Source organism: Pseudomonas sp. P108 (assembly GCF_032613195.1).
Taxonomy (GTDB): Bacteria; Pseudomonadota; Gammaproteobacteria; order Pseudomonadales; family Pseudomonadaceae; genus Aquipseudomonas.
In genome coordinates this window covers 3,566,160-3,582,397 of the sequence record NZ_CP126691.1, presented here as the reverse complement: position 1 = coordinate 3,582,397, position 16,238 = coordinate 3,566,160, and the positions used below count along the sequence as shown (strand labels likewise).

Below are 16,238 nucleotides of genomic sequence, written 5' to 3'. Positions count from 1 at the left end.
TTTTAATTCGAAATGCTGGAAAAACGTAGTCTGGCCCCGTTTAGTCCCAGCCTGCAGCAGTTCCTACAATGAATCGCTTAGGAGTTACTGAAGACTGCGATCTTCGATCAGAAATGCAGATAACGTGGTCTGCCCCCGTTTAATTCCGTTTAACTGTAATTGTAGTTATTTATATAGTCGAATGTGATCGATCTGGTATTTAAATGAAAAGCCTCCGGTCATATTTAGCTCTATTGCATTGAAAAAATCGGATGACGCTATTTCGCAGAGATTTGGAGTAAGTTCAGAGCCGCTAACTGTTAGTTGTCCTACGTTGGTTGTGCCGTTTTTAAGGATGATATGTCCACGTATGCTTCTGTCTGATTTTATCCAGAATGATATTTTTTTGTATTGATTTTTAAGGTTTATTATGTATGATTTGCCGTAGAAGTCGGTGTAAAAGTGACTGATAAACAGCACTTTTCCACTTATTTTTTCTGGGTAAAAATCATCAGTGTTGCAAATTGCTGCATAATACTGAGGGCCGGCACCATCAAGTAAATTTTTAATAGTCATTAGTGGAGTTTCCATTGTTGCATTTAAATCGACAATTCTTTGATCTACTACGTTGTCGAAGTTTTCTTCTATATAAGGCTCAACTACCCTTAAGGTTCTCGGAGGATTGGATGACATCTCACTGCCATACAACGCCTTGGCGGTAAAGCTGTGTGCAGCCACAGCCAGGGCACTGACGAGCAGCGTCCAGACACCGGTTGTGGGATCTGCAGGTGCCGGACCTTTGGAGACTGCGCCGTCAAAGATTTCGACTTTCTGGCCTTTGGCAGCGATGCCGCTCAGGGTTACGGCCGTTTCCTCCGTTTCCCCGCCTTGAGGGATTTCAACATTGCTGGGAGAGCCTATCACCGCATCGATAGTTGGAGCAGTTGCCTGGCCAACTCCCAACGTCAACTCCCGCGAATGCCCCAGCGTTTCTCCCCCCCGATGAATACTGTAATCCGCCACCACCGTGCCGTTACGATTGGCAGTCACGAATGCCTTGCCCACCGTGAACTTCACCGGTTTACCCACCGTGGCCGGAATCATGTCCAGATAATCGCTGGTGCTGCCGCCGCTGGCCGAGCCGCGCCAGCGGTAGGTCACGCGGTCCTTGTCCTGGGTGCCGAGGAAGGGCGCGACCAGCGTTGCGCCGGTCGGCGACACCTTGTCCGGATCCAGCACGTCATTGGCGTCTGCTTCTTCGACTTCCGGGCGATCAAAGGTCGGCATTGGCACGCCCACCTGCATCATGAACGGCAGCGATTCGCGCACGCTCAGCAGCAGGTTGTCTCTGTTGGTGACGACGTAGTAGACCTTGACGCTCAGGCCATCGAAACGCTGGATATCGCTCTGGGCAACGGCGCGCAAGACGGGTTCGCCATCCGCTACGTTGCCGACTTGGCGCGGGTCCTCGTAGTAAACAGGGTCGCCGCCGGGCGCCTTTGCTTCCCAGATCAGGTTCAGCAGATCACTGCCGTTGCGACCGACATACCACGGAATACTCACCGTCGCCCACGGCGTATCGACTGGCAACGTCCCGCCAGGTGCCTCGGCGACGCCAGGTGCGAGCAATCGGCTGATGTCGCCGACGACGCTGACGCTGGCGTTTTTCGAGGGGCGGTCGGTCTCACCATCGCGGCGCCGAACAAAACCCACCGACGCACTGCCCTTGGCGATGGCACGTACGGCTTCGTTGGGGATGATGAAGTCGAGCTGAAAGGGCACGAACTCCACCGGCATCGATAACGGGCCGACGATGATTTGCGGGCCTTGGGCGGGGGTGCCGGTCCAGGTCAGGAGGACTTCATCGTTCACGGCAAAGTCTTTAGTCGGCGTGTACACGCGAACGATGACGTCATCGTCACCCAGTGTGTCGAGGTCGACCCGATCGGTCGGCTTGCCTTGGATCAGCACCAGTGGTGAATCCAGTCGGTCGCCGTTCATGTCCACCAGCACCGACTGTAGGGCTGACCACGGCGCGCGCTCGTCGGGGTAGTTGCCGCAGCGGTCGACCACCTGAAACGCCACGGCCACCGCTGAGCCATCGCCGGCGGCCTTGATCAGCGTGTAATCGAAAGTGATGTCGATGGGGTTTTTCAGCGGATCCGCCGCTTGTTCCGGGCTGACCAGATGCAACACTTGCTGGCTGCCCCAGCGGGCGTGGATGCGGTCGTAGCGGGTCAGGTTGCGGTAGGGGACGATGCGCATCGTCACCACGCCGTTTTGCGGAAAATCCTGGTCGATTTCGTAGCGGTCGAGGGAAAAATTGAGGTCGGAGTGGCCGTCATCACCGGGGATGTCGTCGTATTCGCCGGGGCGGGTGAGTTTGATCAGCAGTTTCAAACGGGGCCTGGATTCTTCGCCGGGATGGTTCTTGCCGGTGATCTTGTAGTAAACGTTGGTGGCATTACCGTCGAGCACAAAATCCTTGGCCAGGGTGAAGGTCACATCCCGATTGAGTTCGGACTCGTATTGAATGGTCTTGCTCCACACTGCCTGCGTAGCGTTGTTCCAGAAAACATCGACCCGGTCGCCGATGTTCATGGAGAGCCAGGCAGGCACTGTGCCTTGCAACCCGTTTTCCACGCCACGAATGGGGATGCCGCCATCGTAGTCTTCCGCTGGGTCGAGCGGGTTCAGGGCGGGGAAGTAGAGGGACTTCAGGGCATCCGGTGTTGGGTTGGACATGGGGGCGTGCTCCGTTCGGTGAGGTGACGGAGTGATTGAAAGCGGATTGGTGGAATTACGCACCTGTCAGATCTGACAGGTAAGGGCTGAAATCCGACGTGCGGTAGGCGTTTGCACAATGGATCGTTCATCGAACGATCCGGATTTCCGAAGGCATAAAAAAAGCTCTGCATCTTTCGATACAGAGCTTTTCAACGATCAGGCAGAGCGCTATTCAGTTGCTCTCATGCCTGCACATCCAACGCAACGTTATTGCTCCACGGCGTCAGCGACGGTTGCGGTCGGTTTCTTCGGCTTCATCAAACTGAAGTCGATCAGTGCACGCTGATCGGTCTGATACGGGTCGCCGATCAGCAGTGGCCGTACCTTGAAGCTGTCACTGACCAGGCTTTTGCTGCGGTCGAGCTCATCGAAACTCAAGCCGGCAAGATCAGCCCAGGTGTGGATCAAGTGCGAGCTGCTGTACGGACGATCGAGGTCGCCGGCGAAGTTCCAGTCGTGGTTGGCTTTCCACTTCGGCGAAGCCCAGGCCATGAACGGAATGGTGTACATCGGCGCGGTCGGTTTGTTTTCGTTGCGGCCCAGGGTCTTGTGGCCCACCGAGTCGAACACGTCTTCACCGTGATCCGAGAGGTACAGCAGGAAGCCGTTCGGATCGGATTTGGCGTAATCCTTGATCAGGCTCGACACCACGAAGTCGTTGTACAGCACGGCGTTGTCGTAGCTGTTGTAGGTTGGCACCTGATCATCACGCACGCCCGGTGGCACGCCGTTGCGGTCCTGGAATTTGTCGAACGTCGGCGGATAGCGGTACTGGTAGCTCATGTGTGTGCCGAGCAAATGCACAACGATCAGCTTGCGCGGTGCCGCGTCAGTCAACGCCTTGTTGAACGGCTCGATCACGTCACCATCGTACTGCGCGGCGTTCTGGTTGCGGTTGTTGTTCAGGTACACCTGTTCGTCGGCCTGCTCGGAGAAGGTCGTGAGCATGGTGTTGCGCTTGGTCATGGTCTGCTGGTTGGTGATCCAGAAGGTTTTGTAGCCTGCCTGTTTCATCATGCTGACCAGCGACGGCGTCGACAGGTACAGATCCGGATTTTCTTCGTCGGCAAAGGTCAGAACCTGCTGCAACGCCTCAATGGTGTAGGGGCGAGGGGTGACGACGTTGTCGAACACCGCCAGTTGATCCTTGAGCTTGTCGAGTTCCGGCGTGGTGTTGCGCTGATAACCGTAGAGGCTCATGCGCTGGCGGTTGGTCGACTCACCGATGACCAGCACCAGGGTCTTCGGCTGATCGGCCGAGGCATCCTTGAGATTTTTCAGCGGCGGAATCTTGCTGACGTTGTGCAGCATGCCCTGCATGTCGGCGAGGGTTTCCTGGTAACGGTGATAGGCCACGACCATCTGCCATGGCACCGCCGGCTCAATGCGGGTTTCGAATTTCTCGAAGCCTTGGGCGAAGGTGCCCATGCGCAGGGTTTGCTTGACCAGCGGATAACCGATCACTGCAATCAGAATGGCCATTGCTGCGACGAATGCACGGCCACGGGGCATGTACACCGGGCGCAGACGCGTCCACAGGAAGTAAGCGAAGGCAGTGTGTGCGAGGAACGCAGGGACCATCCACCAGGCAAAGTATTGGGTCATGTACTCGCCGGCTTCGGACACGTTCGACTCGAACATGATGAAGATGACGCTCTGGGAGAATTCCTGCTCATAGATGAAGAAGTAGCCCAGGCTGGCCATCGAGCACGCCCACAGCACCACGCCGATGATGGCGGCGAGCAGTTTGGTGCGTTTGGGGAACAGCAGCATCGGCGCCAGCCAGATCGCGCTCATGACGAACGCCTGACGGAACCCGGTGAAGCCGGAAGTGCCGGTCAGCTGGATCAGCAGTTGGGTGATACCCGAGAAGTACCAGAAGAATACAAACAGCCAGAGAAAACCGGCCCAATCGAAACCTGTCGCAGTCGTTTTGCTGCGTTTGAACAATGCCATTCGGCGCTCCAGCTCACTCGTTACAACCACCGCCGGAACATCCATGAAGCCGACGAACGGAGGCCGTACGCGCAGGTACGGCCAGAATGGGGCGGAGTATTACGAAGAGAATGTGAAAGTTTTGTTAAGCGGCGCTTTTGCCGTGGGGCATGCAGCCAGAGGGTAGCGCGTCGGGAACAGCCGCTGCCGTTCCCGAATCAGGCGGGGGATCAGGCGTGGGGATGACGCTGAACGACCGGCAAAGGTTGCGGTTGCGCACCCTGGGTCAACAGGCGCAGTTGCGCCAGCTCCTGCTTCAACTGGTCGCGTTCGTTTTTCAACTGACGCAATTCATCGCGACGAATCGTCACGTACAGGGTTTGTGGCGGCATTGCTGTGTGTACTGTGCCCATTGCTCACCTCGCAAATGGCGTGCATCAACTGTAGGTCGTCCCGGCTTGCGGTACAGATCTACTATCGGCGCCGATTTTGATTTCTTTTGCCTGTGAATGGAACTTTTTTATTTTTCATGGTCGGTGTGTCTTCAGCAGGATTCGGGGCGTTATCAGTCTGGATCGGGCACAATGCCCGGAAACTTCATCGCAACGCTCTGGACTAACCTCCATCAGTCGCGTTGGGCTATAACCAATGACACACATTTATTTGTAGTAAGGAGCATCAGCACATGCAACTCGGGATTATTGGACTGGGCCGCATGGGCGGCAATATTGCGCGACGTCTGATGCTCAACGGTCACACCACCGTTGTTTACGACCGCAATACCGCTTTCATCGATAACCTGGTCGCCGAGGGCTCCACCGGCGTCGCCGACTTGCCGGCACTGGTTGCCGGCCTGGCCAAACCGCGTGCGGTATGGGTCATGTTGCCGGCCGGCGCACCCACCGAAGACACCATCAACACCCTGAGCACTTTGCTCGAAGCCGGCGACACCATCATCGACGGCGGCAACACCAACTATAAGGATGACATTCGCCGGGCCAGGACTTTGGCCGAAAAAGGCCTCCACTACATCGACGTCGGCACCTCGGGCGGCGTTTGGGGCCTGGAGCGCGGCTATTGCATGATGATCGGCGGCGACGCTGAAACCGTGCAGCGCCTCGACCCGTTGTTCGCTGCTCTGGCGCCGGGCATGGGTGACATTCCGCGCACCAAGGATCGCAAGTCTGAAGATCATCGTGCCGAGCACGGTTACATCCACGCCGGTCCTGCCGGTGCCGGGCACTTCGTGAAGATGATTCACAACGGCATCGAGTACGGCATGATGGCCGCGTTTGCCGAAGGCTTCGACATCCTCAAGACCAAATCCAGCGAGCGCCTGCCGGAAGATCAGCGTTTCGACCTGAACGTGGCCGACATTGCTGAAGTGTGGCGTCGTGGCAGCGTGGTGTCTTCGTGGCTGCTGGACCTGACCGCCGATGCGCTGGCCAGCGATCCGAAGCTCGACGGTTTCTCCGGTTCCGTCGCTGACAGCGGCGAAGGTCAATGGACCATCGAAGCGGCCATGGAACAAGCGGTGCCGGTACCGGTGCTGTCGAACTCGCTGTTCTCGCGCTACCGCTCGCGCGGCCAGGGCACCTTTGGCGACAAGATTCTTTCGGCCCAGCGCTTCGGCTTCGGCGGCCACGTGGAGACACCGAAGAAATGACCCATACGATCCGCAGAAAATCCAAGGCAGAACCCGCACCACCGACCACGCTGTTTTTGTTCGGTGCCCACGGCGACCTGGTCAAGCGCTTGCTGATGCCGGCGCTGTACAACCTCAGTCGCGACGGCTTGCTTGACGAAAATCTGCGGATCGTCGGCGTTGACCACAACGCCATTACCGATGAGGCCTTCGCGCAAAAGCTCGAAGACTTCATCCGTACCGAAGTGGCCGCGAAAGTCGGCAAGGGCGATCAGATGCTTGATCCGGCCTTGTGGGCCAAGCTCGCCAAAGGTATCAGCTACGTTCAGGGCGACTTTCTGGACGACAGCACCTATTCAGCCCTGGCGGCGAAAATCGCCGACAGCGGCACCGGCAATGCGGTGTTCTACCTGGCCACCGCGCCGCGTTTCTTCAGCGAAGTGGTGCGCCGACTCGGTAGCGCCGGTTTGTTGGAAGAAACCCCTGAAGCGTTCAGAAGGGTGGTGATCGAGAAGCCGTTCGGCTCCGATCTGCAAACCGCCGAAGCGTTGAACGCCTGTTTGCTCAAGGTGATGTCCGAGAAGCAGATCTATCGGATCGACCATTATCTGGGCAAGGAAACCGTGCAGAACATTCTGGTCAGCCGGTTCTCCAACAGCCTGTTCGAAGCGTTCTGGAACAACCATTACATCGACCACGTACAGATCACCGCCGCGGAAACCGTCGGTGTCGAAACCCGTGGCAGTTTTTACGAACACACCGGTGCATTGCGCGACATGGTGCCCAATCACCTGTTCCAGTTGCTCGCCATGGTTGCCATGGAACCGCCCGCGGCGTTCGGCGCTGACGCGGTACGCGGCGAGAAGGCCAAGGTGGTCGGGGCGATTCGTCCATGGACGACCGAAGAAGCCCGCGCCAACTCGGTTCGCGGCCAGTACAGCGCCGGCGAAGTCGATGGCAAAGCGTTGAACGGCTACCGCCAGGAGCCCAACGTATCCTCTGACAGCACCACGGAAACCTACGTGGCGCTGAAGGTGATGATCGACAACTGGCGTTGGGTCGGCGTGCCGTTCTACCTGCGCACCGGCAAGCGCATGAGTGTGCGCGATACCGAGATCGTCATTTGCTTCAAACCCGCGCCTTACGCGCAGTTCCGTGACACCGAAGTCGACGAATTGCAGCCGACTTACCTGCGTATCCAGATCCAGCCGAACGAAGGCATGTGGTTCGACCTGCTGGCCAAACGGCCGGGGCCAGCGTTGAACATGGCCAACATCGAGCTGGGTTTTGCTTACAAAGACTTTTTCGAGATGCAGCCGTCGACGGGGTACGAAACCTTGATCTACGACTGCCTGACTGGCGATCAGACGCTGTTCCAGCGTGCCGACAACATCGAGAACGGCTGGCGCGCTGTGCAGCCGTTCCTTGATGCCTGGCAACAGGACGCGAGCGTGCAGGCCTATGCCGCGGGTGAGGACGGCCCGCAAGCTGCCGAAGATCTGCTGACTCGCGATGGCCGCGTCTGGCATGGCCTCGGATGAGTGATGTGCCGAAACAACCCATCCGTTTTCTGCTCAGCGACATGGACGGCACACTGTTGCTGCCGGATCACACGCTGAGCCAACGCACCATCGACGCGGTGCGTTCGCTGCGGGAGGCGGGCGTGTTGTTCAGCCTCGCCACCGGCCGGCCACCGAAAGCCATGCTGCAACAAATCGAAGCCCTGGGTGTTGATTTGCCGACGGCGGCGTTCAATGGCGGCACTATCGTCAACCCGGATGGCAGTTTGCTGGTCGCGCATTACCTGCCGGCTACCACTGCACTGATTGCGCTGGCGCTGTTCGCTGATCAACCGGACGTTGAAATCTGGGTGTTCAGCGGCGGCGATTGGCTGCTCAAGGATCCGCACGGGCCGATGGTGCCGCGCGAACAGCACGGCCTCGGTTATCCACCCGTCGTGGTGGAGAGTTTCGAGCCGTATCTGCAGCGCATCGACAAGATTGTCGCGACCAGCAACAACACGGAACTGTTGATCGAACTGGAAGCGCAACTGTTGCCGAAGGTCAACGGCATGGCGCAGGTGTCGCGTTCGCAACCGGTTTATCTCGACGTGACGGCGCTAGAGGCCAACAAGGGCACCGCTCTGGCGACTTTGGCCGAGCACTTGGGCATACCGCTGGAGCAGACCGCTGCGATTGGTGATGGCGGCAACGACCCAGCGATGTTTCATTGCGCAGGCCTGTCGATTGCCATGGGGCAGGCGGAGGAGGCGGTGAAGCGCCAAGCCGACGTGGTCACCGCGCCGAACACCGAAGACGGCGTGGCCCAGGCGATCGAGCAATACATCCTCCCTCACTGACTCCACCCAAAAACCAATGTGGGAGCGAGCCTGCTCGCGAATGCGGTGTGTCATTCAACGAATCTGTTGTCTGACACTCCCTCTTCGCGAGCAGGCTCGCTCCCACAGGTTTATTCAGTGTTTGTCAGAGCGGTAGCCCAAGCGATCGAGAAATACATCCTGCCTCGCTGAAAGCACGCAAAACCAAATGTGGGAGCGAGCCTGCTCGCGAATGCGGTGTGTCATTCAACGAATCTGTTGTCGGATACTCCCTCTTCGCGAGCAGGCTCGCTCCCACAGGTTTATTCAGTGCTTGTCAGAGCCAGTAGCCCAAGCGATCGAATACATCCTGCCTCGCTGAAAGCACGCAAAACCAAATGTGGGAGCGAGCCTGCTCGCGAATGCGGTGTGTCATGCAACGAATCTGTTGTCTGACACTCCCTCTTCGCGAGCAGGCTCGCTCCCACAGGTTTATTCAGTGTTTGTCAGAGCGGTAGCCCAAGCGATCGAGAAATACATCCTGCCTCGCTGAAAGCAAGCATAACCAAATGTGGGAGCGAGCCTGCTCGCGAAAGCGGTGTGTCATGCAACGAATCTGTTGTCTGACACTCCCTCTTCGCGAGCAGGCTCGCTCCCACAGGTTTATTCAGTGTTTGTCAGAGCGGTAGCCCAAGCGATCGAGAAATACATCCTGCCTCGCTGAAAGCACGCATAACCAAATGTGGGAGCGAGCCTGCTCGCGAATGCGGTGTGTCATTCAACGAATCTGTTGTCTGACACTCCCTCTTCGCGAGCAGGCTCGCTCCCACAGGTTTATTCAGTGTTTGTCAGAGCGGTAGCCCAAGCGATCGAGAAATACATCCTGCCTCGCTGAAAGCACGCATAACCAAATGTGGGAGCGAGCCTGCTCGCGAATGCGGTGTGTCATTCAACGAATCTGTTGTCTGACACTCCCTCTTCGCGAGCAGGCTCGCTCCCACAGGTTTATTCAGTGCTTGTCAGAGCGGTAGCCCAAGCGATCGAGAAATACATCCTGCCTCGCTGAAAGCACGCAAAACCAAATGTGGGAGCGAGCCTGCTCGCGAAAGCGGTGTGTCATTCAACGAATCTGTTGTCTGACACTCCCTCTTCGCGAGCAGGCTCGCTCCCACAGGTTTATTCAGTGTTTGTCAGAGCGGTAGCCCAAGCGATCGAGAAATACATCCTGCCTCGCTGAAAGCACGCATAACCAAATGTGGGAGCGAGCCTGCTCGCGAATGCGGTGTGTCATTCAACGAATCTGTTGTCGGATACTCCCTCTTCGCGAGCAGGCTCGCTCCCACAGGTTTATTCAGTGTTTGTCAGAGCGGTAGCCCAAGCGATCGAGAAATACATCCTGCCTCGCTGAAAGCACGCAAAACCAAATGTGGGAGCGAGCCTGCTCGCGAAAGCGGTGTGTCATGCAACGAATCTGTTGTCTGACACTCCCTCTTCGCGAGCAGGCTCGCTCCCACAGGTTTATTCAGTGTTTGTCAGAGCCAGTAGCTCACCGCATACCAACCCAGCAGCCCCATCACGAAGGTGTACGGCAACGCCATCCACACCATCCGCCCGTACGACAGGCGCACCAGCGGCGCAATCGCCGAGGTCAGCAGGAACAGAAACGCAGCCTGACCATTCGGCGTCGCCACACTTGGCAGGTTGGTGCCGGTGTTGATCGCGATCGCCAACGTCTCGAAATGCTCACGACTCATGTGCCCGGCGAGGAACGCCTGCTTCACTTCGGTGATGTAAATCGTCGCGACAAACACGTTGTCACTGATTGCCGACAGCAAACCGTTGGCAATAAACAGCATGCCCGGTTGTTGTTCGACCGGCAGGGCCAGCACCCACTGGATCAGCGGTGCAAACAGCTGTTGATCGTGAATCACCGCGACCACCGCAAAAAACACCACCAGCAACGCGGTGAACGGCATGGCGTCCTTGAACGCGCTGCCCAGACGATGCTCGTCAGTGATACCGGTAAACGCGGTGATCAGCACAATCACCATCAAGCCGATCAAACCGACTTCAGCGATGTGCAAGGCCAGGCAACCGATCAGGATCAGGGCCGCAGCGCCTTGCACCAGCAGTGCCGCGCGTTGGCGCGCCGTGCGTTCGGCGTTGTCTTCGGCGGCATAGTTGGCCAGCACGGCGCGAACATTGTCCGGCAGCAGTGTGCCGTAACCGAACCAACGCAGCTTTTCCAGCAACACGCAGGTGACCAGACCCGCCGCCAGCACCGGCAGCGAAACCGGCGCAACCTTGGTGAAGAACTCGCCGAAGTGCCAACCCATTTCGTGGCCGATCAACAGGTTCTGCGGCTCGCCCACCAATGTGCAGACACCGCCCAGCGCCGTACCGACCGCACCGTGCATCAACAGGCTGCGCAAGAATGCGCGGAACTGCTCCAGATCTTCGTGATGCAGTGTCGGCAGGTTCTGGTCGTCAGCGAATTCACTGTCCTGGCGCGGATCATTACCGGACGCGACGCGGTGATAGACAGAATAAAAGCCGACCGCCGCGCTGATGATCACCGCTGTCACCGTCAGGGCATCAAGAAACGCCGAGAGAAATGCCGAGAGAAAACAGAACATCAACGCCAGCGCCGCTTTTGAACGTACGCCCAGCAGCAGGCGCGAGAACAGAAACAGCAGCAGATCCTTCATGAAGTAGATGCCGGCCACCATGAACATCAGCAGCAGGATCACCGGAAAGTTGTGCACCAGTTCATCGTACAGCGCCTGCGGCGTGGTCATCTTCAGCAGCAACGCTTCGATCAACAGCAAGCCACCGGGCATCAGCGGATAGCACTTGAGCGCCATGGCCAGAGTGAAGATGAATTCGATCACCAGCAACCAGCCGGCCGCGACCGGGCCAACCGTGAACAGCACCAGCGCATTGAGGATCAGAAAACCGACGATGGTCGCCTTGTACCAACGTGGCGATTGCCCGAGAAAATTGTGCGCGAACGCCTGGGCCATTGAACCGGACATCGGTTGCTCCTTGTTTTATTGAAGCGCGCAAGTTGCCGGATGTGCGATGCAAGTTCAAGGTGTAACTGGGTTTGACGCAAATTTGTAGTAGCCAGGCTTTCTGGCACTGAACACACAACGCCCCTGCGACGCATGTCTCGGCGGGGCGTTGTTTGATCGTGCGGGAAATGAGTTACGGCAATTTCGAGTAAATCACTATGACCACCCATGGCGCTGAGACACGCCCCAAATCGGATCTTAGACTGAAGCTATGACGCCCTGCTGCCAAGTTCCGAAAAGTTGTGAAGTAGACACCGCTTTCATTTGCTGCGAAGGGTTCGGCAGCGTTCGCACTTGTGACGACCCAGCCCTTTTCATTGGGGTTCGCCGTGCCAACTATGGTCAGTACCTGATCCGTCGTTGCACCGTTATTTTCTATTAGCTGATAATTTTCCTGGCCCAGTACAAAGCGAATACTGAGCGGTGCCGGTTTTTTGATCAGGACGCGCCAGACAGCTGATTCCTGACCCTTTTGCCCTCGAGCCATGAATTCGTGGCTACCTGTCGACAGTTCCTTTACATTGCCAAACCAGCGTTTCATTTCATTTACAGCAAACGTTTGTACGACCACGCCGTTGTCCAGCAGCTCGATCTTCTGACCCGCTTCGCCTTGGCCAACAAAATCCAGCTCGCTAAACAGAGTGCTACCGTTGTCCTCGATCATCTGACCGTCAGGACCTGTTATCCAGTCGATAGATACCGCGTCAGTTATATCCAGAGTGATCACCCATGGCGCTGACTCGTAACCATTACTGTCTTTTACACTGTATTCATGATCACCCGATCGTTGATCGGTCAGATAAAAATTGAAGTCACCATGTTCTGTAACGTAAACGGGATGATAGACGGGAATACCCTTATCCAGTAGTTCCACAAGTTCACTACGCGGGGCCTTCCCCTCGAAATAAAGTTGATTGCTTTTAGTGAACCCGGGGTTCTGGACGGGGTCACCGTACTGATCGGTAACTGTAAGAATTCGGGGAAGGGTTCTCGCGTTATAGTCTGAAGTCTTGGCAGATGGATTTTGTTTTTGCAGTGCCTCTTGCTCGCTCATTTCAAAACTCCCTTATCAGATGACGGCGCATGATTCATGCGCGCCCTGCTATCTGATGCCCGATCAAGATTGGTGTCTACTGTCAGAAATTACAGGTACAGGCGCATTCCGGACGAACGGTGAATGCCTTTACTCTAACGCTGCCGGAACGAAAAAAATCCGCCGAGTCATGACTCGGCGGATTTGTTTTGCTTATGTAAGGAACCTAATTTTTTGGCAATTTCGACGAAACCACCTGGATTACCCAAGGCGTTGAGACCCGACCGCGATCGGATCGGAGCCTGAAGGTGTGGTGGCGGTCTTCCAGACCTTCGACCGTTGCGAAATAGACACCGCAATCATTTGCCGCAAAAGGCACGAGATCACGCTCATAGTCGACAATCCACCCGGTTTCACCGGGATTTGCTGTACCAACCAATGTCACCTTTCTATCAGTCGTGGAATCGCCATTCCCGATCAATTGAAAGTGTTCATTGCCCAAGACGAATTGAATGCTGATCGGTGCCAGTTCTTTTATATGGACCTGCCAAGGGGATGATTGCTGCCCATTTGTCTCCCGCGCGATGAAATTCTGGGTGCCTGTCATGAGGTTCTCGAGAATGGCGCTCCAATGCCCGTTGTCAGCGACATTCAAGAGTTTTAGCACCGTGCCGTTATTCACCAGCTCCACTACTTTGCCTGGCGTGGCCGTGCCAATAAAATGCAGCACATTATGGAAAGTGGTTTCACCTCTTCCGACGGGCCTGCCGTCAGGTTCGTATACCGAGTCGATTGAGAGCGTTTCGCTCACATCTACATTGACAGTCCACGTCGCTGACTCTTGACCATCAGCTGTTTTCACACTGTATACGTGATGGCCTCGTTGCTGATTGAGCAGCAGGGCGCTGAAATGACCAGTTGCGTCAACATTCACGGGAGGGTGTGCAGGAATACCATGGTCCAGTATCTCGGCTAATTGATTCGGCTCCGCCGAACCGACGAAAGACAGATCACCGTTCGTGGTTGTACCGTCAGGTGGAATAACCTGGTTGTCACCATTGGTGATTGAAATGAGCCGGGGAGCTGCAAGCTCAGCGCTTCCACCGAAAAGCTCAACCGATGTCCGATGTTTGGACGGTGTCACTAGATCGTTCATATCAAAATTCCTTTTTCTGAATGGGCGCGCCGCTTTCTGCGCCCTGCTATCTGATGCCCGATCAAGGTTGACGTCTACTGTCAGAAATTACAGGTACAGACCTGTTTTCGACGAACGGTCAGTCCCGCCTGCCTATTGATTCAGATACCGCGCCACCATCGCCCGGTAATTGCCATCCAGTGAATAACCGCCCACGAGAATGGCGTCATCCGCTTGCACGGCCAGCGAATTGGCTGTGTCCAGGCTGCGGCCCAAGCGCGTGCGCAGCCAGCCTTTACCGTCGGCAAAGCTGTGATCCAGGCCGCCATCACTCGAGTAGCGGGCGACGATAAAGTCCGCTTCGATTCCACCAATGGTTGCACCGACCGCGATGATGCGGCCGTCCGCCATACGTTGCGCGGCGCTCCATTGGCAGCCGCTGGGGCCGATTTCCAGCAGTTGGGGTTGGCCGGCATGGTTGTGCAGGTTCGGGCGGCCATTGGTGTGCAGGCTGTACGCCATACAACGAATCGGATCGCGGCTGCTGCCGAAACAGTGCAGCGCGTCGGCGGACTCAAGGACCTGACTGACCAGAGCGCTTTTGCCGTGCGCCTTGAACGCCATGAAACCATCCACGGCGAAGCGTTCGTCGAGGCGACCATTGGGCAGGTAGCGCGCCAATAAACCCTCCTGCGGGAAGTCGATGGAGCCTGCCACCACAATCCGCCCATCCTTTTGCACCAGCAGACTGCTCAGCCAGGTGTTGAGCAGCAAGTGGCGAATCATCACAAAACCGCGGCCATTGAAGGTTTCATCGAGGCTGCCGTCGGGCTTGAGGCGAATCAGCATGCCGGCATGGTCGGCGAGTTCGAAGTGGTGATTGGCGATCAACAGAATATGGCCGTCTTCCTGGACGACGAAATCGCAGGCTTCGGCGCCCGGTACGCCCGGCGGCAGCCAGGCATCACGGCTGCCCATGGACAGATCGCCGGGCAAGCGCACCACCTGACGACCATTGTCGCCAAAGCGCAAATCCGGTTTGCCCTGAGCGTCGAACAGGGCCAGTGCGGGCAGGGTGCGATGAGCGTTTTCATAATGCAGGCCGGCGAGCAGGATGCGCCCGTCGGGCAGTGCCTGGACTTTACCGGCCGTGGCTTCGAAGCCTGGGGCAAAGGTATCGATCACGCTGCCTTTATCGCCAAAGGCCAGATCGGCCGAGCCATCGGCGAGCATTCGTGCCAGTCCGAATCGATTGCCGGCAGCAACGCCGACTTTCGCCGCGACGAGGATCCGCCCCTGCGCATCGAGGGCGATATCCTCGGTCAGGCTGGACAGGCTGTCAGCGAAATACACTTGGGCGATGCCGGTGCTGGCAAATGTTTTATCGAGTTGACCGGCAGACGTCGATAACGCCGGCAGCGCAAAAGTGTTCAGAGTGGACATGCACGCATCTCCTTGCGAGTTGACCTTTACCGGAAACCGGGTGGGTAACTGCATGAGCGGAACATTCAATCCCTGAACCGGGAGAAGTACAACTGTAAGAACTAACAGGTGGAGGGTCGCACTGTGCCAGAACAGTGTCTTTTTGAACCAATAGCAAGCCGGCCAAGCAGTTAAGCCTGAGCACCTTGCAAAGAGTTGTACAAAAGTATCGGGTGTTTAAAAGATTACAACTAAGCGAAGAGGGCGGATGACCTGAAAGTCATCCGCATCGCCCGGCTGTTAGTGCGGCATCGACCACGATTGCAGGCTGTAACCTTCTTCGCTGAGTTCAGCGCGAGCCTGCTGCAGCAGTTGCTCGAGTTGCGCTGGATCGGAGTAGGCGCTGCTTGGGATCTGTTTGCGACGGATGTGCGAATTGGTTCGGTCAATGACGGTAAGGCTCAGTTCGCCATTGCCGTCTTGTGGCGCCCAGGCCACGCACTGGAAAGGTTTGAACGCGTGGTTGGCAATCAAAAGAGCTTCGTTGATACGGAGCGGGGCGGTCATGGGTTGTTCTCTCTATGGTGCCCAATCAAGTGATGTGCCGTCGGTTGGGCTTACCGTTCGGCTGGTACTTGTACTGATGCACGCAACCGGGGAGCAGGTCACACTCGCCAGCAAAGAAATTTCAACTTTCTTTCATGTGCGCATTATTCCGGCAACTTTTGAAAGCTGGCTGAAAGGTTGAACCCGGGGAATAGTCGATAGCTCACTAACAACTTTGCTTCTTATAACGTGTTTGCTTGTACACCTATAAGCAATCGATACAAGGCCCTGTCAAAATCTTGCTAATGTTACAGTCGGGTCTGCCAAATGACTGTTTTTACAATCATTTCTAATAATTTGGCGCC

At 56.6% G+C, this 16,238-nt stretch carries 12 protein-coding genes; 4 read left to right on the top strand and 8 right to left on the bottom strand.

Annotated features, from left to right (window positions below; translation table 11 throughout):
• Positions 1-165 precede the first annotated feature (165 nt).
• From QOM10_RS15715 to QOM10_RS15705, 3 genes are all read right to left on the bottom strand, one after another.
• Positions 166-2,724 carry a hypothetical protein gene (locus QOM10_RS15715; protein ID WP_316916450.1) on the bottom strand — a complete coding sequence of 853 codons (2,559 nt, stop codon included), beginning with the start codon at positions 2,722-2,724 and terminating at the stop codon, positions 166-168.
• Between the two features lie 249 nt (positions 2,725-2,973).
• Positions 2,974-4,722 carry a phosphoethanolamine transferase CptA gene (locus QOM10_RS15710; protein ID WP_160040249.1) on the bottom strand — a complete coding sequence of 583 codons (1,749 nt, stop codon included), beginning with the start codon at positions 4,720-4,722 and terminating at the stop codon, positions 2,974-2,976.
• 209 nt (positions 4,723-4,931) lie between these two features.
• Positions 4,932-5,114 (bottom strand): DUF6026 family protein, encoded by a 183-nt coding sequence (locus tag QOM10_RS15705; protein WP_127927883.1) that lies wholly within the window; start codon positions 5,112-5,114, stop codon positions 4,932-4,934.
• 272 nt (positions 5,115-5,386) lie between these two features.
• Here QOM10_RS15705 and gnd point away from each other — a divergent pair, with 272 nt between their 5' ends.
• The 3 genes from gnd to QOM10_RS15690 are packed head-to-tail and all read left to right on the top strand — an operon-like array spanning position 5,387 to position 8,705.
• Positions 5,387-6,367, top strand: coding sequence for a phosphogluconate dehydrogenase (NAD(+)-dependent, decarboxylating) (gnd, locus tag QOM10_RS15700; protein WP_034153922.1), 981 nt, complete (start codon positions 5,387-5,389; stop codon positions 6,365-6,367).
• On the top strand, positions 6,364-7,887 hold the full coding sequence (gene zwf, locus QOM10_RS15695; protein WP_316916449.1) for a glucose-6-phosphate dehydrogenase: 1,524 nt from the start codon (positions 6,364-6,366) through the stop codon (positions 7,885-7,887). The genes gnd and zwf overlap by 4 nt, the downstream gene beginning before the upstream one ends.
• A complete protein-coding gene (locus tag QOM10_RS15690) occupies positions 7,884-8,705 on the top strand; it encodes an HAD family hydrolase (RefSeq protein WP_316916448.1) in 822 nt (273 codons plus the stop codon). The genes zwf and QOM10_RS15690 overlap by 4 nt, the downstream gene beginning before the upstream one ends.
• A gap of 1,490 nt (positions 8,706-10,195) precedes the next feature.
• Here the strand turns inward: QOM10_RS15690 and nhaB are convergent.
• The 5 genes from nhaB to QOM10_RS15650 form a co-directional block, all read right to left on the bottom strand.
• A complete protein-coding gene (gene nhaB, locus QOM10_RS15670; protein WP_127927877.1) occupies positions 10,196-11,698 on the bottom strand; it encodes a sodium/proton antiporter NhaB in 1,503 nt (500 codons plus the stop codon).
• Positions 11,699-11,870: 172 nt separating this feature from the next.
• Positions 11,871-12,791, bottom strand: coding sequence for a hypothetical protein (locus QOM10_RS15665; protein WP_316916447.1), 921 nt, complete (start codon positions 12,789-12,791; stop codon positions 11,871-11,873).
• Between the two features lie 205 nt (positions 12,792-12,996).
• Positions 12,997-13,926, bottom strand: a complete 930-nt coding sequence (locus QOM10_RS15660; protein WP_316916446.1) for a hypothetical protein — start codon at positions 13,924-13,926, stop codon at positions 12,997-12,999.
• Between the two features lie 132 nt (positions 13,927-14,058).
• On the bottom strand, positions 14,059-15,348 hold the full coding sequence (locus QOM10_RS15655) for a hypothetical protein (RefSeq protein WP_316916445.1): 1,290 nt from the start codon (positions 15,346-15,348) through the stop codon (positions 14,059-14,061).
• A 279-nt stretch (positions 15,349-15,627) separates the two neighbouring features.
• Positions 15,628-15,894: a hypothetical protein gene (locus tag QOM10_RS15650; RefSeq protein WP_150751322.1), complete on the bottom strand. Its 267-nt coding sequence runs from the start codon at positions 15,892-15,894 to the stop codon at positions 15,628-15,630.
• On the opposite strand from QOM10_RS15650, the gene QOM10_RS15645 reads away from it, so the two are divergent.
• Positions 15,893-16,075 carry a hypothetical protein gene (locus QOM10_RS15645; RefSeq protein ID WP_150751323.1) on the top strand — a complete coding sequence of 61 codons (183 nt, stop codon included), beginning with the start codon at positions 15,893-15,895 and terminating at the stop codon, positions 16,073-16,075. The genes QOM10_RS15650 and QOM10_RS15645 overlap by 2 nt on opposite strands.
• Positions 16,076-16,238: the final 163 nt, after the last annotated feature.